The sequence below is a fragment of the Paraburkholderia fungorum genome (assembly GCF_046026025.1).
Lineage (GTDB): Bacteria > Pseudomonadota > Gammaproteobacteria > Burkholderiales > Burkholderiaceae > Paraburkholderia > Paraburkholderia fungorum_E.
In genome coordinates this window covers 66,349-85,919 of the sequence record NZ_JAQQFL010000041.1, presented here as the reverse complement: position 1 = coordinate 85,919, position 19,571 = coordinate 66,349, and the positions used below count along the sequence as shown (strand labels likewise).

19 protein-coding genes and 1 tRNA gene are annotated in these 19,571 nt (G+C 62.1%); 7 read left to right on the top strand and 13 right to left on the bottom strand.

Annotated elements, in window-relative coordinates; genetic code table 11:
• Window positions 1-240 precede the first annotated feature (240 nt).
• Entirely contained in the window at window positions 241-1,434 is a 1,194-nt protein-coding gene (locus PQR67_RS32980; protein ID WP_408466991.1) for an MFS transporter, read from the bottom strand.
• A gap of 314 nt (window positions 1,435-1,748) precedes the next feature.
• On the opposite strand from PQR67_RS32980, the gene PQR67_RS32975 reads away from it, so the two are divergent.
• Window positions 1,749-2,234, top strand: a complete 486-nt coding sequence (locus PQR67_RS32975) for a DUF2569 domain-containing protein (RefSeq protein WP_408466990.1) — start codon at window positions 1,749-1,751, stop codon at window positions 2,232-2,234.
• Window positions 2,235-2,255: 21 nt separating this feature from the next.
• Here PQR67_RS32975 and PQR67_RS32970 read toward each other — a convergent pair whose 3' ends face one another.
• From PQR67_RS32970 to PQR67_RS32945, 6 genes are read right to left on the bottom strand one after another with little or no spacing between them, the layout of a single operon-like run.
• Window positions 2,256-3,083, bottom strand: a complete 828-nt coding sequence (locus PQR67_RS32970) for a phosphodiesterase (protein WP_408466989.1) — start codon at window positions 3,081-3,083, stop codon at window positions 2,256-2,258.
• 46 nt (window positions 3,084-3,129) lie between these two features.
• Window positions 3,130-4,176 (bottom strand): ABC transporter ATP-binding protein, encoded by a 1,047-nt coding sequence (locus PQR67_RS32965; RefSeq protein WP_408466988.1) that lies wholly within the window; start codon window positions 4,174-4,176, stop codon window positions 3,130-3,132.
• A complete protein-coding gene (locus PQR67_RS32960) occupies window positions 4,173-5,084 on the bottom strand; it encodes an ABC transporter permease (RefSeq protein ID WP_408466995.1) in 912 nt (303 codons plus the stop codon). Before PQR67_RS32960 ends, PQR67_RS32965 begins: the two co-directional genes overlap by 4 nt.
• 32 nt (window positions 5,085-5,116) lie before the next feature.
• Window positions 5,117-5,941, bottom strand: coding sequence for an ABC transporter permease (locus PQR67_RS32955; RefSeq protein WP_408466987.1), 825 nt, complete (start codon window positions 5,939-5,941; stop codon window positions 5,117-5,119).
• Window positions 5,938-7,017: an ABC transporter substrate-binding protein gene (locus tag PQR67_RS32950; protein ID WP_408466986.1), complete on the bottom strand. Its 1,080-nt coding sequence runs from the start codon at window positions 7,015-7,017 to the stop codon at window positions 5,938-5,940. The genes PQR67_RS32955 and PQR67_RS32950 overlap by 4 nt, the downstream gene beginning before the upstream one ends.
• 56 nt (window positions 7,018-7,073) lie before the next feature.
• Window positions 7,074-8,144, bottom strand: a complete 1,071-nt coding sequence (locus PQR67_RS32945; protein WP_408466985.1) for a LacI family DNA-binding transcriptional regulator — start codon at window positions 8,142-8,144, stop codon at window positions 7,074-7,076.
• Window positions 8,145-8,327: 183 nt separating this feature from the next.
• Here PQR67_RS32945 and PQR67_RS32940 point away from each other — a divergent pair.
• A tRNA-Leu gene (locus tag PQR67_RS32940) sits at window positions 8,328-8,412 on the top strand.
• A 246-nt stretch (window positions 8,413-8,658) separates the two neighbouring features.
• Here the strand turns inward: PQR67_RS32940 and PQR67_RS32935 are convergent.
• The 5 genes from PQR67_RS32935 to PQR67_RS32915 all read right to left on the bottom strand — a co-directional run bounded on the left by PQR67_RS32935 (window position 8,659) and on the right by PQR67_RS32915 (window position 12,923).
• Window positions 8,659-8,790, bottom strand: coding sequence for a hypothetical protein (locus PQR67_RS32935; protein ID WP_408466997.1), 132 nt, complete (start codon window positions 8,788-8,790; stop codon window positions 8,659-8,661).
• 127 nt (window positions 8,791-8,917) lie between these two features.
• Entirely contained in the window at window positions 8,918-10,030 is a 1,113-nt protein-coding gene (locus PQR67_RS32930) for a branched-chain amino acid ABC transporter substrate-binding protein (protein WP_408466984.1), read from the bottom strand.
• Between the two features lie 82 nt (window positions 10,031-10,112).
• The gene (locus PQR67_RS32925) at window positions 10,113-11,018 is read right to left on the bottom strand and encodes a DMT family transporter (RefSeq protein WP_408466983.1); all 906 of its coding nucleotides are present in this window, start codon (window positions 11,016-11,018) and stop codon (window positions 10,113-10,115) included.
• Window positions 11,015-11,590, bottom strand: coding sequence for a MarR family winged helix-turn-helix transcriptional regulator (locus PQR67_RS32920; protein ID WP_408466982.1), 576 nt, complete (start codon window positions 11,588-11,590; stop codon window positions 11,015-11,017). Before PQR67_RS32920 ends, PQR67_RS32925 begins: the two co-directional genes overlap by 4 nt.
• Before the next feature lie 376 nt (window positions 11,591-11,966).
• Window positions 11,967-12,923, bottom strand: coding sequence for a LysR family transcriptional regulator (locus PQR67_RS32915; RefSeq protein WP_408466981.1), 957 nt, complete (start codon window positions 12,921-12,923; stop codon window positions 11,967-11,969).
• Window positions 12,924-13,191: 268 nt separating this feature from the next.
• Between PQR67_RS32915 and PQR67_RS32910 the strand changes: the two genes are divergently transcribed.
• Window positions 13,192-13,896 (top strand): alpha/beta fold hydrolase, encoded by a 705-nt coding sequence (locus PQR67_RS32910; RefSeq protein WP_408466980.1) that lies wholly within the window; start codon window positions 13,192-13,194, stop codon window positions 13,894-13,896.
• Between the two features lie 518 nt (window positions 13,897-14,414).
• On the opposite strand, the gene PQR67_RS32905 is transcribed toward PQR67_RS32910, so the two are convergent.
• The gene (locus PQR67_RS32905) at window positions 14,415-15,323 is read right to left on the bottom strand and encodes a LysR family transcriptional regulator (protein ID WP_408466979.1); all 909 of its coding nucleotides are present in this window, start codon (window positions 15,321-15,323) and stop codon (window positions 14,415-14,417) included.
• Between the two features lie 104 nt (window positions 15,324-15,427).
• Here PQR67_RS32905 and PQR67_RS32900 point away from each other — a divergent pair, with 104 nt between their 5' ends.
• The 4 genes from PQR67_RS32900 (at window position 15,428) to PQR67_RS38285 (ending at window position 19,244) form a co-directional block, all read left to right on the top strand.
• The gene (locus PQR67_RS32900; protein WP_408466978.1) at window positions 15,428-16,732 is read left to right on the top strand and encodes an MFS transporter; all 1,305 of its coding nucleotides are present in this window, start codon (window positions 15,428-15,430) and stop codon (window positions 16,730-16,732) included.
• Window positions 16,733-16,760: 28 nt separating this feature from the next.
• A complete protein-coding gene (locus tag PQR67_RS32895) occupies window positions 16,761-18,086 on the top strand; it encodes an arylsulfatase (protein WP_408466977.1) in 1,326 nt (441 codons plus the stop codon).
• Between the two features lie 55 nt (window positions 18,087-18,141).
• The gene (locus PQR67_RS32890; RefSeq protein ID WP_408466994.1) at window positions 18,142-18,909 is read left to right on the top strand and encodes an ABC transporter substrate-binding protein; all 768 of its coding nucleotides are present in this window, start codon (window positions 18,142-18,144) and stop codon (window positions 18,907-18,909) included.
• Window positions 18,910-19,121: 212 nt separating this feature from the next.
• Window positions 19,122-19,244 (top strand): hypothetical protein, encoded by a 123-nt coding sequence (locus PQR67_RS38285; protein WP_494471412.1) that lies wholly within the window; start codon window positions 19,122-19,124, stop codon window positions 19,242-19,244.
• The last annotated feature ends 327 nt before the right edge of the window (window positions 19,245-19,571 follow it).

Here is a 19,571-nt window from a genome sequence, read left to right as displayed (position 1 = left end):
ACGGCGGCAAAGAAAGTAAGTGCCGCCCCGCACAGGGGCAACGCTAATAAACCAATAAAAATTCAAGGAAAGGCCAACGCCATAGAAGCACCGCCAAACCAGACCACTAACAAAGCAAGGAAAGGCCAACACCCTAAGAGCAAATCAAGGCAAACCAAAAGAAGTCAGCCCAAGGAAAACCTAACACGACAAAACCACAAACAACCACCCCGCCAACCAGGCAAAAAACAACCTCACCTCCTACCCCCTGGCTGGAAGCCTCAAATGATTCCACGCCGCCAGCCCGGCAAAACCCACCCCAGCAACACTGACCCCAACCCACCCAAAAGCCGGCCAAACGGCAGCGCCAACCCCAGACCCCACGGCACCGCCAATAAAATAAGCCACCATATAAACAGTATTCACGCGGCTCCGCGCTTCAGGCTTCAACGCATAAATCCGTGATTGATTGGAAATCTGTGCAGCCTGCACACCAATATCGAGGATGATCACGCCAATCACCAACCCGGCAATGCTCTTCGCCGACAAGGCAAAAACAACAAACGATATCGCCACCAGCACAATCGACACCGTGATAATCGCCCGCGGTCCGCGTCGGTCGGAAAACTTGCCGGCAAGCGGCGCGGCCATCGCCCCCGCCGCGCCAACGATCCCGAACAGGCCGGCGGCCTGCGGTCCGAGATGAAACGGCGCGCCCGCCAGTAACAACGCCAGCACAGACCAGAAAATGCTGAACGCCGCGAACATGGCAGCCCCCGTCAGCGAAGCCTCACGCAACGCGCGATGCTCGACCACGAGGTGCCACATCGAAACCAGCAGCTTGCCGTACGGCAACGTCGACGTCGGCTTGCTCTTCGGCAGACGCAGAATGATCACCACGGCCAGCACCAGCAACGCAACGACCGATGCGCCAAACACGGCGCGCCAGCCGAAATACTCGGCGACAATGCCCGCCGCGGTTCGGGCCAGCAGAATCCCCAGCAACAGTCCGCTCATCACCGTGCCAACGGCATGCCCACGCCCGGATGCGGGCGCGAGTTCGGCCGCGAACGGCACGGCCTGTTGCGCGATGGTGGCGAGCACGCCAATCGCAAGGCTCGCGACAATCAACACCGTCAGCGTCGGCGCGGTGGACGCCAGCACCAGTGCAACGCACATGCCGGCGATCTGCAGCAGGATCAGGAGGCGACGATCGAAGCGGTCGCCGAGCGGCGCCAACAGCAGCATCCCGGCGGCGTAGCCGAGCTGCGTCACGGCCGGTACCGCGCCAACCCACGACGCACTGTTCGGAAACGACTGCCGCAAATTGTCGAGCAGCGGCTGGTTGTAATAGATGTTCGCGACCGCGACACCGGCAATCGTCGCGAGCAGAAGCAGCAAGCCGCGCAACGACCGGTCGGCGGAAATGGGAGTAGAGGCTTCGGATGTGGACATGTGAGCAGACCATCGACGGACCGGCCCATGCGCAGTCCTCAAGCGTGCCGATCATACCGGAGCAGGCCGGATCGTGCTGACGGCCTCTCAGGCGCACTACCGTGCCAGGTTGAACGTAAAGGCTACGCTGGCGAGAAACAGGTGCTGTGAAAGGGGAACGGAGGAGCGGGAACGGAGGAATGGGAACGGGAAAATCCGGAAATGCGGAAGCTGCTCTGAATATCGCGCTACAAAAATGAGATGGTCGTTCGCTTTTCGTTCGTAGAATCGGCGCGCGCAATACGCGCAACACGATCCATCAGGTGACCGATTTTATGAACACAAGCTCGAAACCCGAACCCCGACGAATCGGCGGCTGGTTGCTCATCGCCCTGATCTGTCTCGCCGCATGGGCGCTTTCAACCGCGTTCACATTGCGCGATCCGCTCAAGCTCATGCTCGAATGGGAACTGCTGGCCGTATTCGTGCGCCCCGAAACGCACGGCTGGTATCGCACCGTGATTGCGATGGTGGGCTGCGACGTGATCATCGGAGGCTTCATCGTCGCCGGCGCGGGTTGGCTGGCGTTGCTCGTGCGGCGCAAATCAGCGCGTTTTCCCGTCCAGGTGCAGGCGTGGCTGTTGGCCGTCGTCATTATGCGAACCATCGCCTACCTGCTGGGTGATCACATGACCCACGCCATCGGCATCGACATCGCCATCCCGTTCGACGGTTTCGTGCAAGCCGTCGCTGCCGCCGCGCTAGGGATACCGTATTTCAGGTTGTCCCGGCGCGTCCAGCAAACCTTTGTCGCCGCCTGATCCGGCGAGGCGGCGCGGCCGTCAGTCGATCAACGCGCCTTCAGGCTCGTAAAACGGATACGGGCCGTCGGCTTTATCGACATACGCATGATGGGTGACGATGCCCGTCGCCGGATCGTAACGATGCAACGCATAGGCGGGCGGCTCCATCATGAATGCCGAGGGCGCATCCTCGCGCAGGTCGAGCCCGACCTGGTGCGCGGGCGCCGGCACGGCCGATGCGATCGTGCCGCCAAAGCGCACGAACATGGGCCGGTGCACGTGGCCGCAGATCACCCGCTCGACGTTCGGATAACGTGCGATCAACGCGGCGAGCTTGTCGGCGGCGGCGGGATCGAGCCGTAATTCATCCATGTGGCCGATGCCGCAAACGAACGGCGGATGGTGCAACGCGACCACCGTCGGCTTGCCGTGCGCCGCATCGAGTTGCATGGCGAGCCAGGCGAGCCGTGCGTCGCACAGATCGCCGGCGCTTTCGCCAGGCACCATCGAGTCGAGCGCGATCACGCGTAGCGGTCCGATATCGAGCGCGTAGTGCACGAACTCGCCGCCGCTGTGCAATTCGGCGCGATCGGGAAACGCCGCGCGCAGTGCGGCACGTTCGTCGTGGTTGCCCACCAGCAGGAAATAGGGAATCTCGAGCGGCGCGAGCAGCGTCTTGAGGTGCGCGTACTGTTCCGGGTCGCCCTGATCGACGAGGTCGCCGGTCATGATCACCGCGTCGGGACGCGGCTCCAGCGCGTTGAGCGCGGTGACCGTGCGCGCGAAATAGGCGCCGGTGTCGACGCGGCGATAGGCCAGCGCGCCGGGCCGTTTGATATGCAGGTCGCTAATTTGAGCCAGCAGCATGGGGATGTCCTTCTTTATGGCGCACTGGAAACGCAGCGCTGTGTCATTACGATAGCGCAATCAGCGCGTCCTGCGCGATCGAAATCCCGACCGGCGTGCCACGCGCGAGTTCTACGCGGCCGGCGACGTCGATCAGCAAGGCGTCCGGTGCGGCACCCCCGATCGTCAGACGGGTGCGTTCACCGAGAAACGCCGTGCTTTCGATCTTGCCGCGCAGTTGCGCGTCGGCCGGGTCGGCGAGGTACGCGTCTTCGGGTCGGAAGAAAAATTCATGTGCGGCGCTGGCGCGCCCGGAGCCCGAGGGCAGAGGTACGGCGCCGCCCGTGGTCGTGAGCAGGCCATCGCGCCGCTCGCCCGCCAGCCGGTTGATGGTACCGACGAATTGCGCGACCGTGCGATTCGCCGGGCGGTAATAGATGTCGCGCGGTGAGCCGATCTGTTCGATGCGCCCCGCGCTCATCACGACGATGCGGTCGCCGAGTTCCATCGCCTCGGCCTGATCGTGCGTGACGTAGACGGTCGTGATGCCCAACTCGCGCAGCAACGTATTCATCTCGCTGCGCAAGGTGTCGCGCAAACGCGCGTCGAGCGCGGTCAGCGGTTCGTCGAGCAGCAGTACGCGGGGTTGCACGGCGAGCGCACGCGCCAACGCAACGCGCTGACGCTGACCGCCCGAAAGCTGATCGATCGGTTTGTCAGCGTGGGCGGTAAGGCGCATCATCGCGAGCAATTCGTCGACGCGTTGCCGTGCGATTTCGGCCTGCACGCGTTTGATTTTCAATCCGTAGCCGATGTTGCCGCGCACGGTCAGGTTCGGAAACAGCGCGTAGCTCTGAAACACCATGCCGACCTGGCGTTTTTCGATCGGCAGCGCGGTGACGTCTTCGTCGCCGAATGCGATGCTGCCGCCGGCGTCGGGCGTTTCGAGGCCTGCGATCATGCGCAGCGTGGTGGTTTTGCCGCAACCGGACGGGCCGAGCAGGACCAGCGTCTCACCGGCGCCGATCTGCAGATCGAGCGGCTCGAGCACCCGCGTGCCGCGAAACGTTTTCGCGCATTGCGTGAGCGTGATGGGAACGGAGTCGAGTTTCATGGCGTGGACGTCGGTGAAGGCTTCGAACGGGAGGCGGCGCGCTTTTTCCCCGCATTGCGCTGGCCGGTCGCATCGACCCCGAGCCATTGCATTGCGACGAGTAGCGGCATCGTCATGATGAAAAACAGAATCGTGTAGGCGCTGCCGATTTCGATACGCAAGGAGGCGTAGGTGTCGGCGAGACCGACCGGCAGCGTCTTTGTGTCGGGCGTGTGCAGCATCCACGTCAGGTTGAATTCGCCGATCGAAAGCGTCAGCACCGCCAGCGCACCCGCGACGATTCCTGGTCGCGCATTCGGCAGCACGATCGTGACGAAGCGTTGCAAGAAGCTCGCGCCGAGACTCGCCGCGCCTTCTTCGAGCGTGCGCAGATCGCTGCTCGCGCATACGGCGGCAACCGCACGCACCATGAACGGCAGCGTGAACACCACGTGCCCGACGACGATAAACGCGACGCTCATGCGAAACATCGTGAAGCCGCCGTAGACCACCAGCAGCGCAAGCGCGGAAGCAAGACCGGGCAGCGCGATCGGCAGCACCAGAAATTCTTCGATGATGCGCGAGAGCCGCGTCTTGCTGCGCGCCAGCACGTAGCCGGCGGGCACGCCGGTCAGCAGCGTGATCAGCAGGGTCGCCGCGGCCACTTCGAGCGAGAGAAACACCGAGCCGTGATACTGCGTCCACACTTCGCCGAGCCAGCGCAACGTGAGTCCGCTCGATACGCCCTTGAAGTAGTTGACCGTGAGCCCGGCCATGATCGACATCACGACCGGCACGATCAGAAATGCGCACAGCAGCAGCGTAACGAACCACTGGCCGGCTGCCAGCCAGGTGCGCGACGTGGGTAGCCTGAACCGTCGCGCGCGCGGCTTCGCAGCCGGCGCAAGGGGAGTACTGATGGAATTCATCGAAGTCTTGTCGTCGGGTTTGGACGTGCGGCTCATGCGCTTGCGGCGACTGCCGAGCCGCTCACGCTGCGAGCGAACGCCAGCACGGCCCAGGTGACGATGCCGAGCACGATGGACAGGCCCGCCGCCGTCACCATGTTGGCGTTCAGCGTGAACTCGGTGTAGATGGTCATCGGCAACACGTCGATGTCGGTGGCCAGCGTGAAGGCCGTGCCGAAGGCGCCCATCGCGGTCGCGAAACATACCGCGCCCGCCGCGATCAGACCCGGCGACAACGCGGGCAACACGATGTCGCGCGTAATTCGCCACGGCGACGCACCGAGCGAACGCGCGGCCTCTTCGAGCGAGGCATCGAGCTTGGTCGCCGACGCCATCACGGTGACGATCACGCGCGGAATCGAGAAGTACAGGTAGCCGAGAAAGAGGCCGCTCATCGAGTAGGCGAACACCCAGCGGTCGCCGGTGAGTTTCAACGACAACGCGCCGATCAATCCCTGGCGTCCGGCCAGCATGATCACCATGAAGCCGACCACGACGCCTGGGAATGCCAACGGAAACGTCAGCAACGCGAGCAGCGTGCGCTTGAGCGGAAACTCGCGGCGCGCCAGCAGCAAACCGGCGATCACCGAGAGCACCAGGGTTGCCGCCGTGACCGCCGCGGACAACATGACCGTCGCGCCGAGACTCGACATGTAGCGCGGATTTGTCAGCATCGCGCGATAGGTCGCGAACGCGTGGCCGTCGCCGCTGATTTGCGCGAGCGCGCCCATCGGCAGCAGCCAGAACGCGATGAAAACCACCAGCGCCGGCGCGATCAAAGCGATGCGCCAGCGCAGCGGGAACGTGACGTCGTTCAATGCATCACCTGTAGATAACGCTCGCCGAAACTCGCCTGCTTCTCGGCCATTTTGCCGAAGTCGACCGGCTTGGCGCGCGCATAGTCGCTGGCGGGCAGGAATTTGGCCGCGATGTCCGGGGTCATCGCATTCGCGCGCACCGGGCGCAGATAGGCTTCGGCCCACAGTTTCTGGCCTTCGTCCGACAGCACGAAATCGAGCACCTTCTTGCCGTTCGCTTCGTGCGGTGCGCCCTTCACGAGACTCATTACGTACGGTACCGAGATCGTGCCTTCCTTGGGAATCACGAATTCGACGTTGGCGTGATCCTTGTATTTCGCGCGGTAAGCGTCGAAATCGTAGTCGAGCAGGATCGGGATTTCGCCGGACATCACGCGCGCATAGGCGGTCTGCTTCGGGACGATCGGCGCGTTGGCCTTCAGCTTGCGGAACCAGTCGAGGCCCGGCTCGAAGTTATCGAGCGTGCCGCCGAGGGCCTGATTCACCGCGACCGCACCCGCGTAGCCGACAAACGCACTCGACGGATCGAGGTAGCCGATCATGCCTTTGTACTCAGGTTTCAGCAGGTCGGCCCACGAACGCGGGACTGGCTTGCCTTCGAGCGCGTCCTTGTTGACGAAAAAGCCCAGCGTGCCCGAGTGGATCGTGAACCAGTAGCCCTGCGGGTCCTTCATGTTCGCCGGGATATCGTCCCAGTGGGCGGGTTTGTACGGCTGGATGACGCCTTTGTCTTTCGCCTGGAACGCCGACGACACGCCGAGATACACCACGTCCGCGACCGGGCTCTTCTGCTCGGCCATCAGTTGAGCGATCGATTGACCGGAGTTCTTGTTGTCGAACGGCACGCGAATGCCGGTCTTTTGCTGGATCGCCTTGATCTGGCTTGCCCAGTCGGCCCATTCAGGCGGACAGTTGTAGCAGATCGCGGTTTCATCGGCATGCGCTGCTTGCGGCGCGAGGGCGCCGAGCGCGGCGGTAACGATCATGCCGGCCGACAGCGCGCCGGCGGTGGTGCGGGCGAGACGGCGCCAGAGCGGTTTGATCGAACAGGCAAGACGTGTTGAAGAGCGGATCACTGCGGGTCTCCTGAAGAGAAGAGAGCGGGTGGTTTGAGGTTCAACGTAGTAACGGCTTATGCAAACGGTTCTTCGGCCGACGTCGATGCACGCGCCGACGGATTGTCGGCGCGGTTCGAAATCGCCGCGATGGTGGCGCCTTCGCGCAGGCTGTGCGGCAACGTCAGCGTGAGCGACGTTTCGCCGGGCGATTCGTAGGTGCCCGTTACGCGAGCCAGCAACCGACGCCAGGCGGCACAGCCGATCTCGCGATTCGGCGCGCAGACGCTGGCCAGCGGCGGCGACAGCAATTCGCCCATGGCGAGTCCGTCGAAGCCGAGAATCGACATGTCGTGCGGAATCTGCAGACGCGCACGGCGCAGTCCGCGCATCACGACCATGGCGAGCAGGTCGTTACTGCAGAAGAGGGCGGTTGGGCGGTTTGGGCCACTGGTCAGATGCGCGAGCACGGACGGCGACAGTTCGTCGGCGTTGAAATCGACTTCGAGTGCGGGCGACGGGGTGAGACCGGCCTGCTGCATCGCCTGCGCGTAGCCGAGATGCCGTTGGCGGGCGCGGTCCGAGGCGGCGAGCGTGCCGGCGAGCATCAGGATGCGGCGATGGCCGTGCGCGATCAGCATGCGTACGCCGTCGAACGCCGCGAGGCGGTTGTCGACCGAGACCGCCGGACGCCGTACCGTGTCGTTATGCATCAGCACATAGAGCAGGCCGTCGCGGTCGAGCTCGTCGAGTAGCGGATGCGTGTCGGCATCGGCGACGGTCAGGATCAGGCCTTCCACGCGATGCTCGCGCAGCGTTTCGATGGCGTGGCGTTCGCGGTCGGCGTCGTATTGCGTGGTCATCAGCATGAGCCGGTAGCCTTGCGCCGCGGCGAGCTCGTCGATGCCTTGCAGGCACTCGGCGAACACCGGGTTGGCGAGCGTCGGCAGGATCACGCCGATGAGGCGCGTGCGCTCGCCGCGCAACTGCCGGCCTAGCGGGCTGGGGCGAAAGTTGAGGGCGTCGATGGACTGACGCACTTTGTCGAGCGTGACCGGGTTCACGGTGTGCGGCGCGTTGATTGCGCGCGAGACCGTGGCGATGGAGAAGCCCGCGTGGGCGGCGACATCTTTGATCGTTGGGATCATGGTTTCCGCTCGTCATGTAAACGTTTTCGTGAGCGGATTATCAGGAACGTTTATGACCTGCGCATGACTCCGGTTTTTGTTCCTGGCGGGGAGAGGGAGGGGGAGAACCGAGGCCGGATTGCGCCGGTTTGGTGCGCTCGCCGGGCAATGGTAGAATTCGCGTCCACGCGTGGTTTTACCCCTGCCGGGGTGATGAAATTGGTAAACATAGCGGACTTAAAATCCGCCGCTTAACAGCTTGCCGGTTCAAGTCCGGTCCCCGGCACCAGGACGTATTCCACCCGATCCCTGGAAATTCCCTAAACCCTTGATGCAGCAATGCTTCAGGGGTTTTTTGTTTCCAGCGAGTTCAATGGCGTGTGCTGGGTATCAGGGGCATGACGGTTGTGCGGTTGCTAACGGCCGTTCGCGCTCAGATCAGGCGGTCTCGCGTTGGCCGAACTCGGGGGTTCGATGACAGGGCCGAGATCGGCCAGGTTGTGTAAAAACGCGGCACGGGCGCTCTGACGATTTTTCACGCGAGCACATGAAGGCTCATCTCGGTGCTGACATGCTCGCGGGTTTTCATCAGGAAGCGCGCCGCACCCATCCAGAACTTCAGCGTACCGAACGGGGGCTCGACGGTCTGACGGCGTATGCGCATCATGTCCGCCTGAGCGCACGGTTGAACGACCGTTCTGGGCCGAACCTGGAACGATCGTCGATCATCAATCGGCGTACTCCTTAGAATGACCGGAACAAGTCGTCCTTTGAATACGCCACCCGTCACGACATCAATTGAAAACCGGTACGAGATTGCCTTGTTGAACCTGGTACACCGTGACGACTCCGTTGCGGTTATCGCCTTGCGGGTTGAAACGGATCGTGCCAATCACGCCGGTATAGTTGGCGGTTTCCAGCGCATGCAGATAGACATGCGGATCGACTGAATGCGCGCGACGCATCGCGTCGGCGAGCAACATCATCGCGTCGTAACCGTAAGGCGCAAACACGACCACTTTGCCGTAGCGCGGTTCGAATCGCTGCTCGAAGTCCGCATAGCGCGGCATCTTCGAGCTTGGCTCGCCGGCCTGCGTGCAATACTGTCCTTCATTCGATCCCGATGAGAGTTTCGTCCACTCGCCGGTGCATACGCCGTCGCCACCGATGAACACTGCCGGTATTCCCAGCGCCTTCATCTGCTTGACCATTGGACCGGCTTGCGCATCGGCGCCACCATACACGATGACGCCGGCGCGATCGCCTTTTACCTTCGTAAGGATGCCCTGAAAGGCGACGGCAGTGTCAGTCGTGTAATCGCGCGAAACGTGTGTGATTCCTCGTGCGCGCAAGGTTTTCTCGACCTGGTCCATCAAGCCCTGGCCGTACGCGCCACGGTCATCGATCAATACAATATTTCTACCGCCCGCCAGCTTCGCGGCCAGTGTCGCAAGCGAGGCGCCTTGCTGGTCGTCCGTGGCCATCAGCCGGAACGTAGTCTTGAAGCCTTGCGCTGTATAAGCAGGATTGGTCGCGACGGGCGCAATCTGCGGCACGCCTGCCTGCGCGTAGACTTTTGCGGCAACGATAGTCGGGCCGGAATTCAGATGGCCGATCACGCCCGCTACGCCGTCTTCCACAAGACGTTGAGCGACCAGCACCGCCTGGCGCGGATCGCCCTGATCGTCTTCGGCGACCAGCTCGAAACGGATGGACTTGCCGCCGATCGCGACTGGCTTGCTGTTCAGTTCGTCGATCGCGAGTTGCGCACCGGACTCGACGTCCTTCCCCATATGTGCGACGGGTCCTGTCAGGGGCGCGGCGAGTCCGATCTTGACGACGGTTTGTGCGTGCGCGCCGAGCGCGATGACCGCGAGCCATGAAACACACCACTTCCGATATGCCATGCCAGCCTCTCTCTCAGAGTTAACGATCTCTTGCGACGACTTTCTTTACGAACAGGTCTTGATCGAACATTGATTCAGGCCGCTACCGCTTCAGCACGATAACGTTGCCCAGCAGGATGGTGGCGGCGCCGGCGATGATCCAGGCGGTCGGCGTCAGCCCTTCGAACAGCGTGGAGAGGGTCAACGCGATCACGGGCACGAGCGACAGCGAATACGCGGCGCGTCCCGGTCCAAGCCGTTGCACGAGTTCGAAATACAGCATGAACGCGCCGCACGACGCTGCAACCGCGAGATACAGCAGGCTTCCGATATACCGCAATGACAGGTCGAAGGTGAATGCGGAGTGTGTCGCGAGGGCCCATGCGGCACAGAACAGCGCACCGACCAGCGCACCGACCAGCGCACCCCATCCGAGAATTACCGAGGCGGCGATCCCGCGCCGCTGATTGCGCGCGCCGAGCACCGTGCCGGCCGCTGTCGCGATGGCGGCGACCATCGCCCATGCGAGTCCGGATGCATACTGCAGATCGAAGGTGCCATGTGGGCGCCCAGCGTGTCCATCGTAAAGGGCGGTCAGTTGGGGAGCAAAAATTAGCGCGACGCCTACGACACCGATTGCAGCGCCGCCGAGCACGCGTCGCGTGACCGGAATGCCGAGGATAGCCCAGCCGAGGAGTGCCGCGAAGATCGATGAAGTCGACAGTAGCAACGCCGCGAGACCACTCGCGATGCGCTGGGTTGCCTCATAGAACGCGGTGAAAGCGAAGCCGAAAAACAGCACGCCTTGCGCGGCAACCCATAGCGCATCGGTGCGACGCACGTCGAGACGGATGTGGTTGATCCGCGACCACGACAGCAGCAACAGGCCGGCCGCGGCCATCCGGTACGCAACTGATACCGGTGCAGGGACGATGCCGTTCTGGAACGCTGTCATCAGCGCGCCGCAACCCCACAGCAACGCGGTCAACGCGAACATGGCAATCGTCACGCGTCCTCCGGTGAGGTCTGCTCATCTTTTTCGGCGGCGTCGAACAACAGTCGCTGCCAGCCGCTGTTCGCGATCCGCTCGCTTTCGCGCCCGATCGCCAGCAACGCGTCCCGCAATACGGCGCGTTGTGGATCGGTCAAGGTGGCGAGCATGCGTTTCTCGATTTCCAGCCCGACCGTTGCGATTTCGTCGAACGCCACGCGGCCGCGCGGCGTAACCGTGACGCTTGCATAGCGACGGTCGTTTTCGGCGGCGTCACGCTGTGCGAATCCCGTCTCGACGAGCTGAGCAATGCCTCGGCTGACGGACACGGCATCCATACCCAGCACCACGCAGATTTGCCGCGCGTTCGCACCGGGCCGGTCAGCGATCGTGGCAAGAATGCGCCATGCGTTCTGACTGATGCCAAAGCGTGGTCCGTAGAACTCCCCTAGCAGACGGGCGGTGTGTTGAGCCGGCAGGAAGCATTGGTAGGGCAGCCATTCGTCGAGTCGCAGTGAGGGACGTGAAGGTGTCGGGGGCGCTTTGTCAGCCACATCGCGTAAAGCCAATTGCTTGCGAGATATTTTCATTTTGAAATTATTGAGGCTAGAAATGCGGCCAGCCGGCCGTTCTGATTTTCAAAGCAATTACTGAGCCATAAAACGCAACCGCAGTTTCAAGGGTTTGGGAACGGCATGACGCTTCATCCCACATTGGGCGCACTGTTTTGGATCTTTGCAGCACCGATTGAAAGCGCCGGTGAACGGGGAAGGGGCACGGCCGCCTCGGCCCTTCGCAGGATATCTTTGCCGTGCTTCGGATTGACACCTGGCAATGCCATCGGACTAGTTGGCTTCTCCTGTCATGGATGCGGGCGGTGGCTGGCGCTGAGCGGGCGAACTGAGGCGAACAAGGGGCGCAGCGCCCGCCGCCCGTACGCCAGGCACCCTGGCCGCCGCGGTTCGATCAGTCGTCGCCCGAGGCAGAGCGGGCGCGAGCGATCACGCGATCCCAGCGGGGCGCGCCGCCGTCAGCGACCTCCAGATGCCGGCGCAGGAATTCGATGAACAGACGCGCGCGCTGCTCGCCGCGTCCGGGCATGCGCACCGCATGGATCGCAGACGTCGCCACGTTTTCGGCGGGTGTATCGACCGGGAACATCTTCAGCAGACGGCCGGCGGCGATGTCGTCGGCGACGAGCCAGGTCGCGAGGTGCGCGATGCCGCTGCCGGCGAGCGCGGCGTGCAGCAGCACGTCGCTGTCGTCGCTGCGCAGGGTGCCGCGCACGGGCAGCGGCCGTCCGTCGTTAACGCCGTCGAAGCACCACCAGCCGACCCGATGCGGCGTGCTGCGCACCGTCAGGCAGTTGTGCTGCAACAGATCTTCGGGTCGCGCCGGCAGGCCGTGTCTGCTCACATAGTCGGGACTCGCGCAGGCCACGCGATGCTGGGGCGCGAGACGCGCGGCGACTAGATCGCTGTCCGGCAGCACGCCGATGCGAATCGCCACGTCGAAGCGTTCGCTGGCGAAGTCGACGATCGTGTCACTGAGGTGCACGTCCGCTTCGAGCGACGGAAACGCGCGCAGGAACGCCGCGGCGGCGGGCGCGATATGGCGCCGCCCGAACGCGGAAGGCGCGGTGATGCGCACGACACCGCGCGGCTCCGCATGGCTGGAAGAGAGTACTTCCTTCGCTTCGGCCAGTTCGTCCAGGATCACGCGGGCGCGCGGCACGAAGGCCTCGCCGGCGTCCGTCAGCCTGAGCACTCGCGTGCTGCGATTGAAGAGCTGCGCACCGAATTCCGACTCGAGCCAGTCGATCTTGCGGGCGACCGACGAAACCGCGAGGTCCTGCGTTTTCGCGACGCTCGAAAAGCTGCCTTGCGCGACCACGGCGAGAAAGGTGTTGAGTGCGTCGATCATGGGTTAGGCACCGGTGGTTCGCTGGAAGTGAAATCGCAGTCTGGCGAAGCGCGCAAAAGTGCTTCGCGCGCGTGCTGATTGTTCTGCGAGGCGGTGCGGCACAGACTGGCGCCAATCCGCTGTCTTGTGCGCCTCATGTCACCAGGAAGCCTCATCGGGTAAATGACGAAGCCGGCTTCGGGCGCTCGTTACGTGCAGCTCGAAGCCGTGACAGGCGGATGCGCATCTCAACCCCCGTCTCAATCGATAAACCAATAGAGGTAATGCCATGAGCTTGTCCGCAACCATTGTTCTCGTTCACGGCGCGCTGACCGACGCGTCAGTCTGGAACGGCGTGCTCGATTGTCTCGCCGCACTCGGGCAGCCCGCCGTCGCGCCGGCCATGCCGCTGCGCGGTCTGCACACGGATGCCGCCTATCTGTCCTCGTTCCTGAAGACCGTCACCGGACCGACCGTGCTCGTCGGTCACTCGTATGGCGGCACCGTGATTTCGCATCCGCAGCTCGAGCATGGCAATGTTGCCGCGCTCGTCTACGTGGCCGCGTTCGCGCCCGATGCGGGCGAGAGCACCGGCGAGCTGAACGGCCGCTGGCCGGGCAGCCGGCTGGGTGAGGCGACGACGGTGCTGCGTGAGCATCCCGACGGCGTCGATCTTTACCTGAAACCGGAGCATTTCGTCGACGTGTATGGCGGCGATCTCGAACCGGCGATCGCGTACCGGATGGCGGTCGCGCAGCGCCCGCTCGACACCCGCGCGCTCGGCGACACGTTCGACGGCGCGCCGCTGTGGCGCACGATTCCGTCGTGGGCGTTGCTCGCCACGCAGGACAACTCGCTGCCGGTCGCCGCGCAGCGCGCGATGGCTGAGCGTGCCGGCTCGAAAACCGTCGAGATCGCTGCTTCTCACGCGACGCCGGTGGCGAACCCGCAGGCGGTGCTCGAAGTGATTCAGGACGCACTGCGTTCGGCGTAGTCAATGTAGTCCGTTGCCGGCCGCCGATGCCGCCAACGGACGCGCGAATCCCGCCACGCGCCGCATCTTTCCGGACGAGCCAGAACCAGAAAACTGGAGCCACCGCAGCAGCAAACCGCATTCGGCATGTCTGCACCTTACAGACACCCATTGCCACCAAGTTCGGCCGCTCAACACTACCTCAAATCCCCCGGGTATTGTTTGAATCTGAAGGTTCGCTCTTGAAGCAGGTAATCGGCGGTAGTCGACCCGAGGGAGACGTTCGGAGACGAGCGGCCGAACGTCTGCAATTGAAGCGGTTACCGACAGATCAATACCGGTGCCGACTAGTCCTGCCGAAACGAACGGACGTGTATGCGGTCGGTCTCTATGAACGCGTATCCGGGACAGACTCGACGGGGGAAAGCGGCACGCGCCACCCTCAATGTACGGACGCTTTCGTCCAAGTCGAAGTCACTGGCAACGATCGCAGAAATTCGCGTCAAATTCCTCGGCCTGTATCGCCCATAGCGAGGCGCTCAAGACTTTCCTGGCCGCGCCGCTTCTTCTAACAGTTGCTCCACGAACGTAGCAGTCAATGGAGACAGCGTCGCGTTTTGCCTCACCAGGCACGCAATCTCACGCGGCCAGTTTGCACGGGTGGCCGATAGTATCTGAAGCCCCAACTGCTTCGCGATCGGCCAATGCTGTGTACTGCAAATACCTAGCATGTCGGTGTTCGCGATCAGGTAGAACACCCCCATTGGCGAACTGTAGTTGCTTTGGACCTGCACACGTGGGCCGTCGAGGCGGTGTTTCAGGAAGTACGCGTCAATCTGTTGCCGGACCGACACGCTCGGACTCGGCAAAATCCACGGGTAGCGGCCCAGGTCCTGCGGCGTCGTTGCTGTTTTCGATGCACTCAACGGGTGATCTTTCCTGCATACGACCGAAGTGGTTTCATTCAGCAGGCGGACAGCACGCAAATCTTCCGGCATGTCGACAGGCATCGGCGACACCGCCACGTCGATATCGCCCTCCGACAGCGCTCGAATCAGCGTGTCGGACAACTGCACAGTCAGGTCCAGGCGCAGCGCTGGACGCTTCTTCAGTAAGGACAGAAACGCCCGGCCTACCAGCGGCTCAGTTGCCGGGGTTGCGCCGATTCTGATTTTTGCCAGCTCGCCCGAATGGAGCTCCGCGATCTGGCCCAACGTATCTTCGTACGCGGCACGCAGTGTCACGGCGTGTCGCTGAAACTCGATGCCATATCGCGTGAGCTGCATGCCTTTGGGTGAACGCTCGAATAGAGACACGCCGAGCTGCGACTCCAGCCGGCGGACAGCCTTCGTCAGCGCGGGCTGGCTGATGCCCACCAGGGTTGCGGCGCGATGCAGCAGCCCAGTCTCCGCCACGGCCAGAAAGTACGTCAGATCGTCCAGGTTCACGATAACCAATGGTTATTGAATGCGAAGCAAGTATGCTTGCTCTACTAATTTTCGCTGTCAATACTTCTTTCACGCGGCACTCGCAGGCGGAAATGGATATGGACATGACGAACGCAGCAAATCGAGCGGCCATCGCTGCGCCGGACCAACGGCGGCGCCTGCGCCGAGTCGTCGTAGCAGCTACTGTCGGCACCGCGCTCGAGTGGTTCGACCTGGTGGTCTACGGATTTTTTGCGGTCGTTATAGCGAAACTGTTTTTCCCCACTGCGAGCGAACTCACGTCACTGCTTCTGGCGATGAGCACGTTCGGCGGTTCCTACCTGATGCGACCGCTCGGTGCGCTCCTGCTCGGCTCGTACTCGGACCGCGTCGGCCGCAAGAAAGGCCTCACGCTTAGCATCGTGCTGATGGCAATAGGTACGCTGATGATTGCAGCCACGCCGTCATATGCATCCATCGGCCTGGCCGCTCCGGCCATTGTCGTGGCCGGACGACTCATTCAGGGCATTTCCGCCGGTGGCGAGTTCGGCGCGTCGACCAGTTTCCTGGTTGAGCATTCGCCGCGTAGTCAACGAGGGTTTTATGCGAGTTTCCAGATGGCCGCGCAAGGTGGCACTGCCGTCATCGCTTCGCTTTTCGGTACGCTGCTAACTCGCTACCTCACGCCCGAACAACTCCTGAGCTGGGGTTGGCGTATTCCGTTCATTTTCGGACTGTTGATTATTCCGGTCGCCTATTTCATTCGTCGACATGTCGACGAAACACCCGTTTTCATCCAGGACGCCCACGCAGGTAGTCCGATACGCGAAACGTTCAGCGACAACAAGATGCGGCTCGTGCTCGCCATCGCCATCTACGTGCTCGTAACGGCCTCGTCGTACGTGATCATCCTGTACATGCCGACATTCGCGATCAAACAGCTCCAGCTCGATCCGTCGCTGGCGTTCGCGGGGACGCTGCTAATGGGCGGGATCCAGATGATTGCCTGCCCAATTTCCGGCGCGATCGCCGACCGGGGCGGCCGCAAGCGTGTCCTACTGTTTGCGGCGGTTACGCTGGGCCTCGTCGTATTGCCGCTATTCGCCTGGCTGATCGCGAGCCCGTCCCCCGCCGTGTTCATTGTGATCTGCGCGATTCTTGGTCTGATTGTCAGTGCATATCAAGGACCGATGCCCGCCGTTCTCAGCGAACTCTTTCCAAGCCGTGTGCGTACTACCGGTCTCGCCCTCACTCATAACCTCGCGGTCGCGATCTTTGGAGGCTTTGCGCCTCTCGCCCTGACATGGGGTATGAGCGTGACCCAAAGCAAACTCGTGCCGGCGGCATACGTGACGACGGCGGCAGTCATCAGCGTCATCGGTCTGCTGATTTGCATGTGCAAATTTGGCGATGACAAACCCACTGAATAACCTTGATATTCCTCCTGTAGACAGAGTCATGAATACCAAACCTAACATTGTTCTCATCGTTGCAGACAACCTGGGTTGGGGCGAACTGGGTTGCTATGGCGGCGGTAAGCTCATCCGCGGTGCAGCAACGCCACGCATCGACGCGTTGGCGCAAAGCGGTATGCGCCTTCTCAACTACAACGTTGAAAGTGACTGTGTCCCGACGCGCAGCGCGCTGATGACGGGACGGCATCCAATTCGCACAGGCGCCTTTCAATCGGTTCCGCCGGGTCTGCCGCAAGGGCTGAAACGCACCGAGTGGACGCTCGCCGAAATGGCGTCTCAAGCAGGCTACGCCACCGCGCATTTCGGAAAATGGCACCTCGGGGACGTGCACGGCCGCTTCCCTTCCGATCGCGGTTTCGACGAGTGGTACGGCATTCCCAGGACGACGGACGAAACGCACTTCACGACGTCGATCGGATTCGATCCGACCGTCGCCGAGATACCGACCATCATGGCCGGTCGAAAGGGCGAACCGTCGACCAACGTGAAGGTGTACGACCTCGAAACGCGCCGCACGATCGATGAAGAGCTTGTCGAAAAGTCGAAGGACTTCATGCGGAGAAATGCGTGCCGGTCGCAGCCGTTCTTCCTCTACCTGCCGCTCGTCCACCTTCATTTTCCGACGCTGCCGCACAAGGATTTCGACGGTGCGACGGGCATGGGCGAATTTGCCGACTCGCTTGCCGAAATGGATTTCCGTGTTGGGCAGATCGTCGACGAAATCGACTCACTGGGGCTCACCGACGATACGCTTCTGATCTTCTGCAGCGACAACGGCCCCGAGTTCCGAACGCCATACAGGGGGACCGCCGGTCCGTGGACCGGCACGTACCACACAGCGATGGAAGGCAGTCTACGAGTTCCATTCATTGTCCGTTGGCCCGGCAAGATTCCGGTCGATGTGAACAACCAGATCGTACACGTGGTCGACCTGCTGCCGACACTGGCAGAAGTCGTCGGCGGCAAGTTGCGTGACGATCGCCCGATCGACGGTGTCAGCCAACTGGATTTCTTCATGGGGAAAAAGCCCGTATCCAACCGCGAGGGCTTTCTCTTCTACATTAAGGACGAGCTACGAGCGATCAAGTGGCGCGACTGGAAGCTTCACTATATTTGGGAACCCTACGTGAATGCGGGCGCCAAGAAGCTTGAAACGCCGTATCTCTTTCACCTGATTCAGGACCCCAAGGAAGAGACCGACATTCTGGTGCGAAACACCTGGGTGCTCGGGCCGATGCTGAAAATGGTCAAGGCGTTCAAGGACAGCGTGAAGGCATTTCCTAATACGCCGCCTGGCGAACCCGACTGAGTGACGGCACAAGTCCCAATCGACGCACTGAACGGAGAGAATCGTGAAAAATTTGATGACCGCACTGACCATTGCCTGTCTTGCATCTTCTTTCCCGGCTCACGCCAAGGAGTGGACGACCATCCGGTTCGCGACGGATGCGAGCTATCCTCCGTTCGAGTCCAAGGCTCCCAACGGGAGTCTCGTCGGCTTCGATATCGATCTGGGCAATGAAATCTGCGCGCGTATTCACGCCAGATGCGTCTGGATCGAAAACTCATTCGACGGCATGATTCCGGGCCTCAAGGCGCGAAAGTTCGATGCCGTTCTTTCATCGATGACAATGACGCCCAAACGGGAGGAGCAAATTGGGTTTTCCGTTCGCCTGTACAACACCGGAAGCCGCCTGATCGTCGCGAAGGGCTCCAATTTGCAGCCAACTGCCGAGTCCCTCGCCGGCAAATCGGTCGGCGTCGAACAGGGCACGATCCAGGAGATTTACGCGAGAACCTGCTGGGAGCCCAAGGGAACGCGAGTGGTCGCTTATCAGAATCAGGACCAGGTTTATGCGGATCTGATGTCCGGTCGACTCGATGCAGTGCTGCAAAACCAGGTACAGGCCGATCTGGGCTTTCTGAAGACGCCGCGTGGTGCGAATTTCACATTCGCGGGTACAGCGCTGAACGATCCCAAAATCCTGGGCAAAGGCACCGGCATCGGCATGCGTAAGGAAGATACGGATCTGAAGGCCGATATCGACGACGCGATTGCCGGAATGCTCAGGGACGGCACTTACCTGAAGATCGCCAAAAAGTACTTCGATTTCAACATCTACGGCGAATGATTCCGTCCTGGCGTTTGCCGCCAGCGTGTCTGTCTCACCGAGACGGAACGCCCGGCTGGCGCTAAGCGCGGCGGCCCGTCATCTCTGTCGGCGGGCAGCGCCAAAGAGCCGTTCCATGATCGACAAAGGATCCGCGACAATCTCGGCCCGCTGACCCACACGGACTCGCATGCTGCCGTCGATTGCCTCATGGGTGGCCGGGCTTGCTTGTCATGCTGGCCGATACCGATACGGGCAATGTCGCGACGGCCGCACAGAGCGGTATGCAGTGGGGCTATCGGCTGCTGCCGTTGCTGCTGCTTCTGATTGCATTCTTTACACGGTCGGTTCGATGATCGCCGAGTTCACCGACGTGGCCGGCATCAGCGAGATGTATGGTCTGTCACGCAGCCTGACACTGTCGATTGCGTCAGCCAGGCTGCTCGGCGCGACGGCGATGTGAACCTCCGGAAAGCGCCCTGTAGCTGCCTTACCGACGCCGATACCTGAATGTCGGCAAAGGCCGATGAAGGAGCGTTCGTCTACGACAATCGGATGGCCGGTTACGGGACGGAGCCGACGCCTGAAAGTCCGACAGACGACGCATGTGAACGGCGGTTCGTGGCCGAACCCGGCCCGACGCAGACTTCGATCTCTCGCCGAATGCAGCAGATATGAACCGG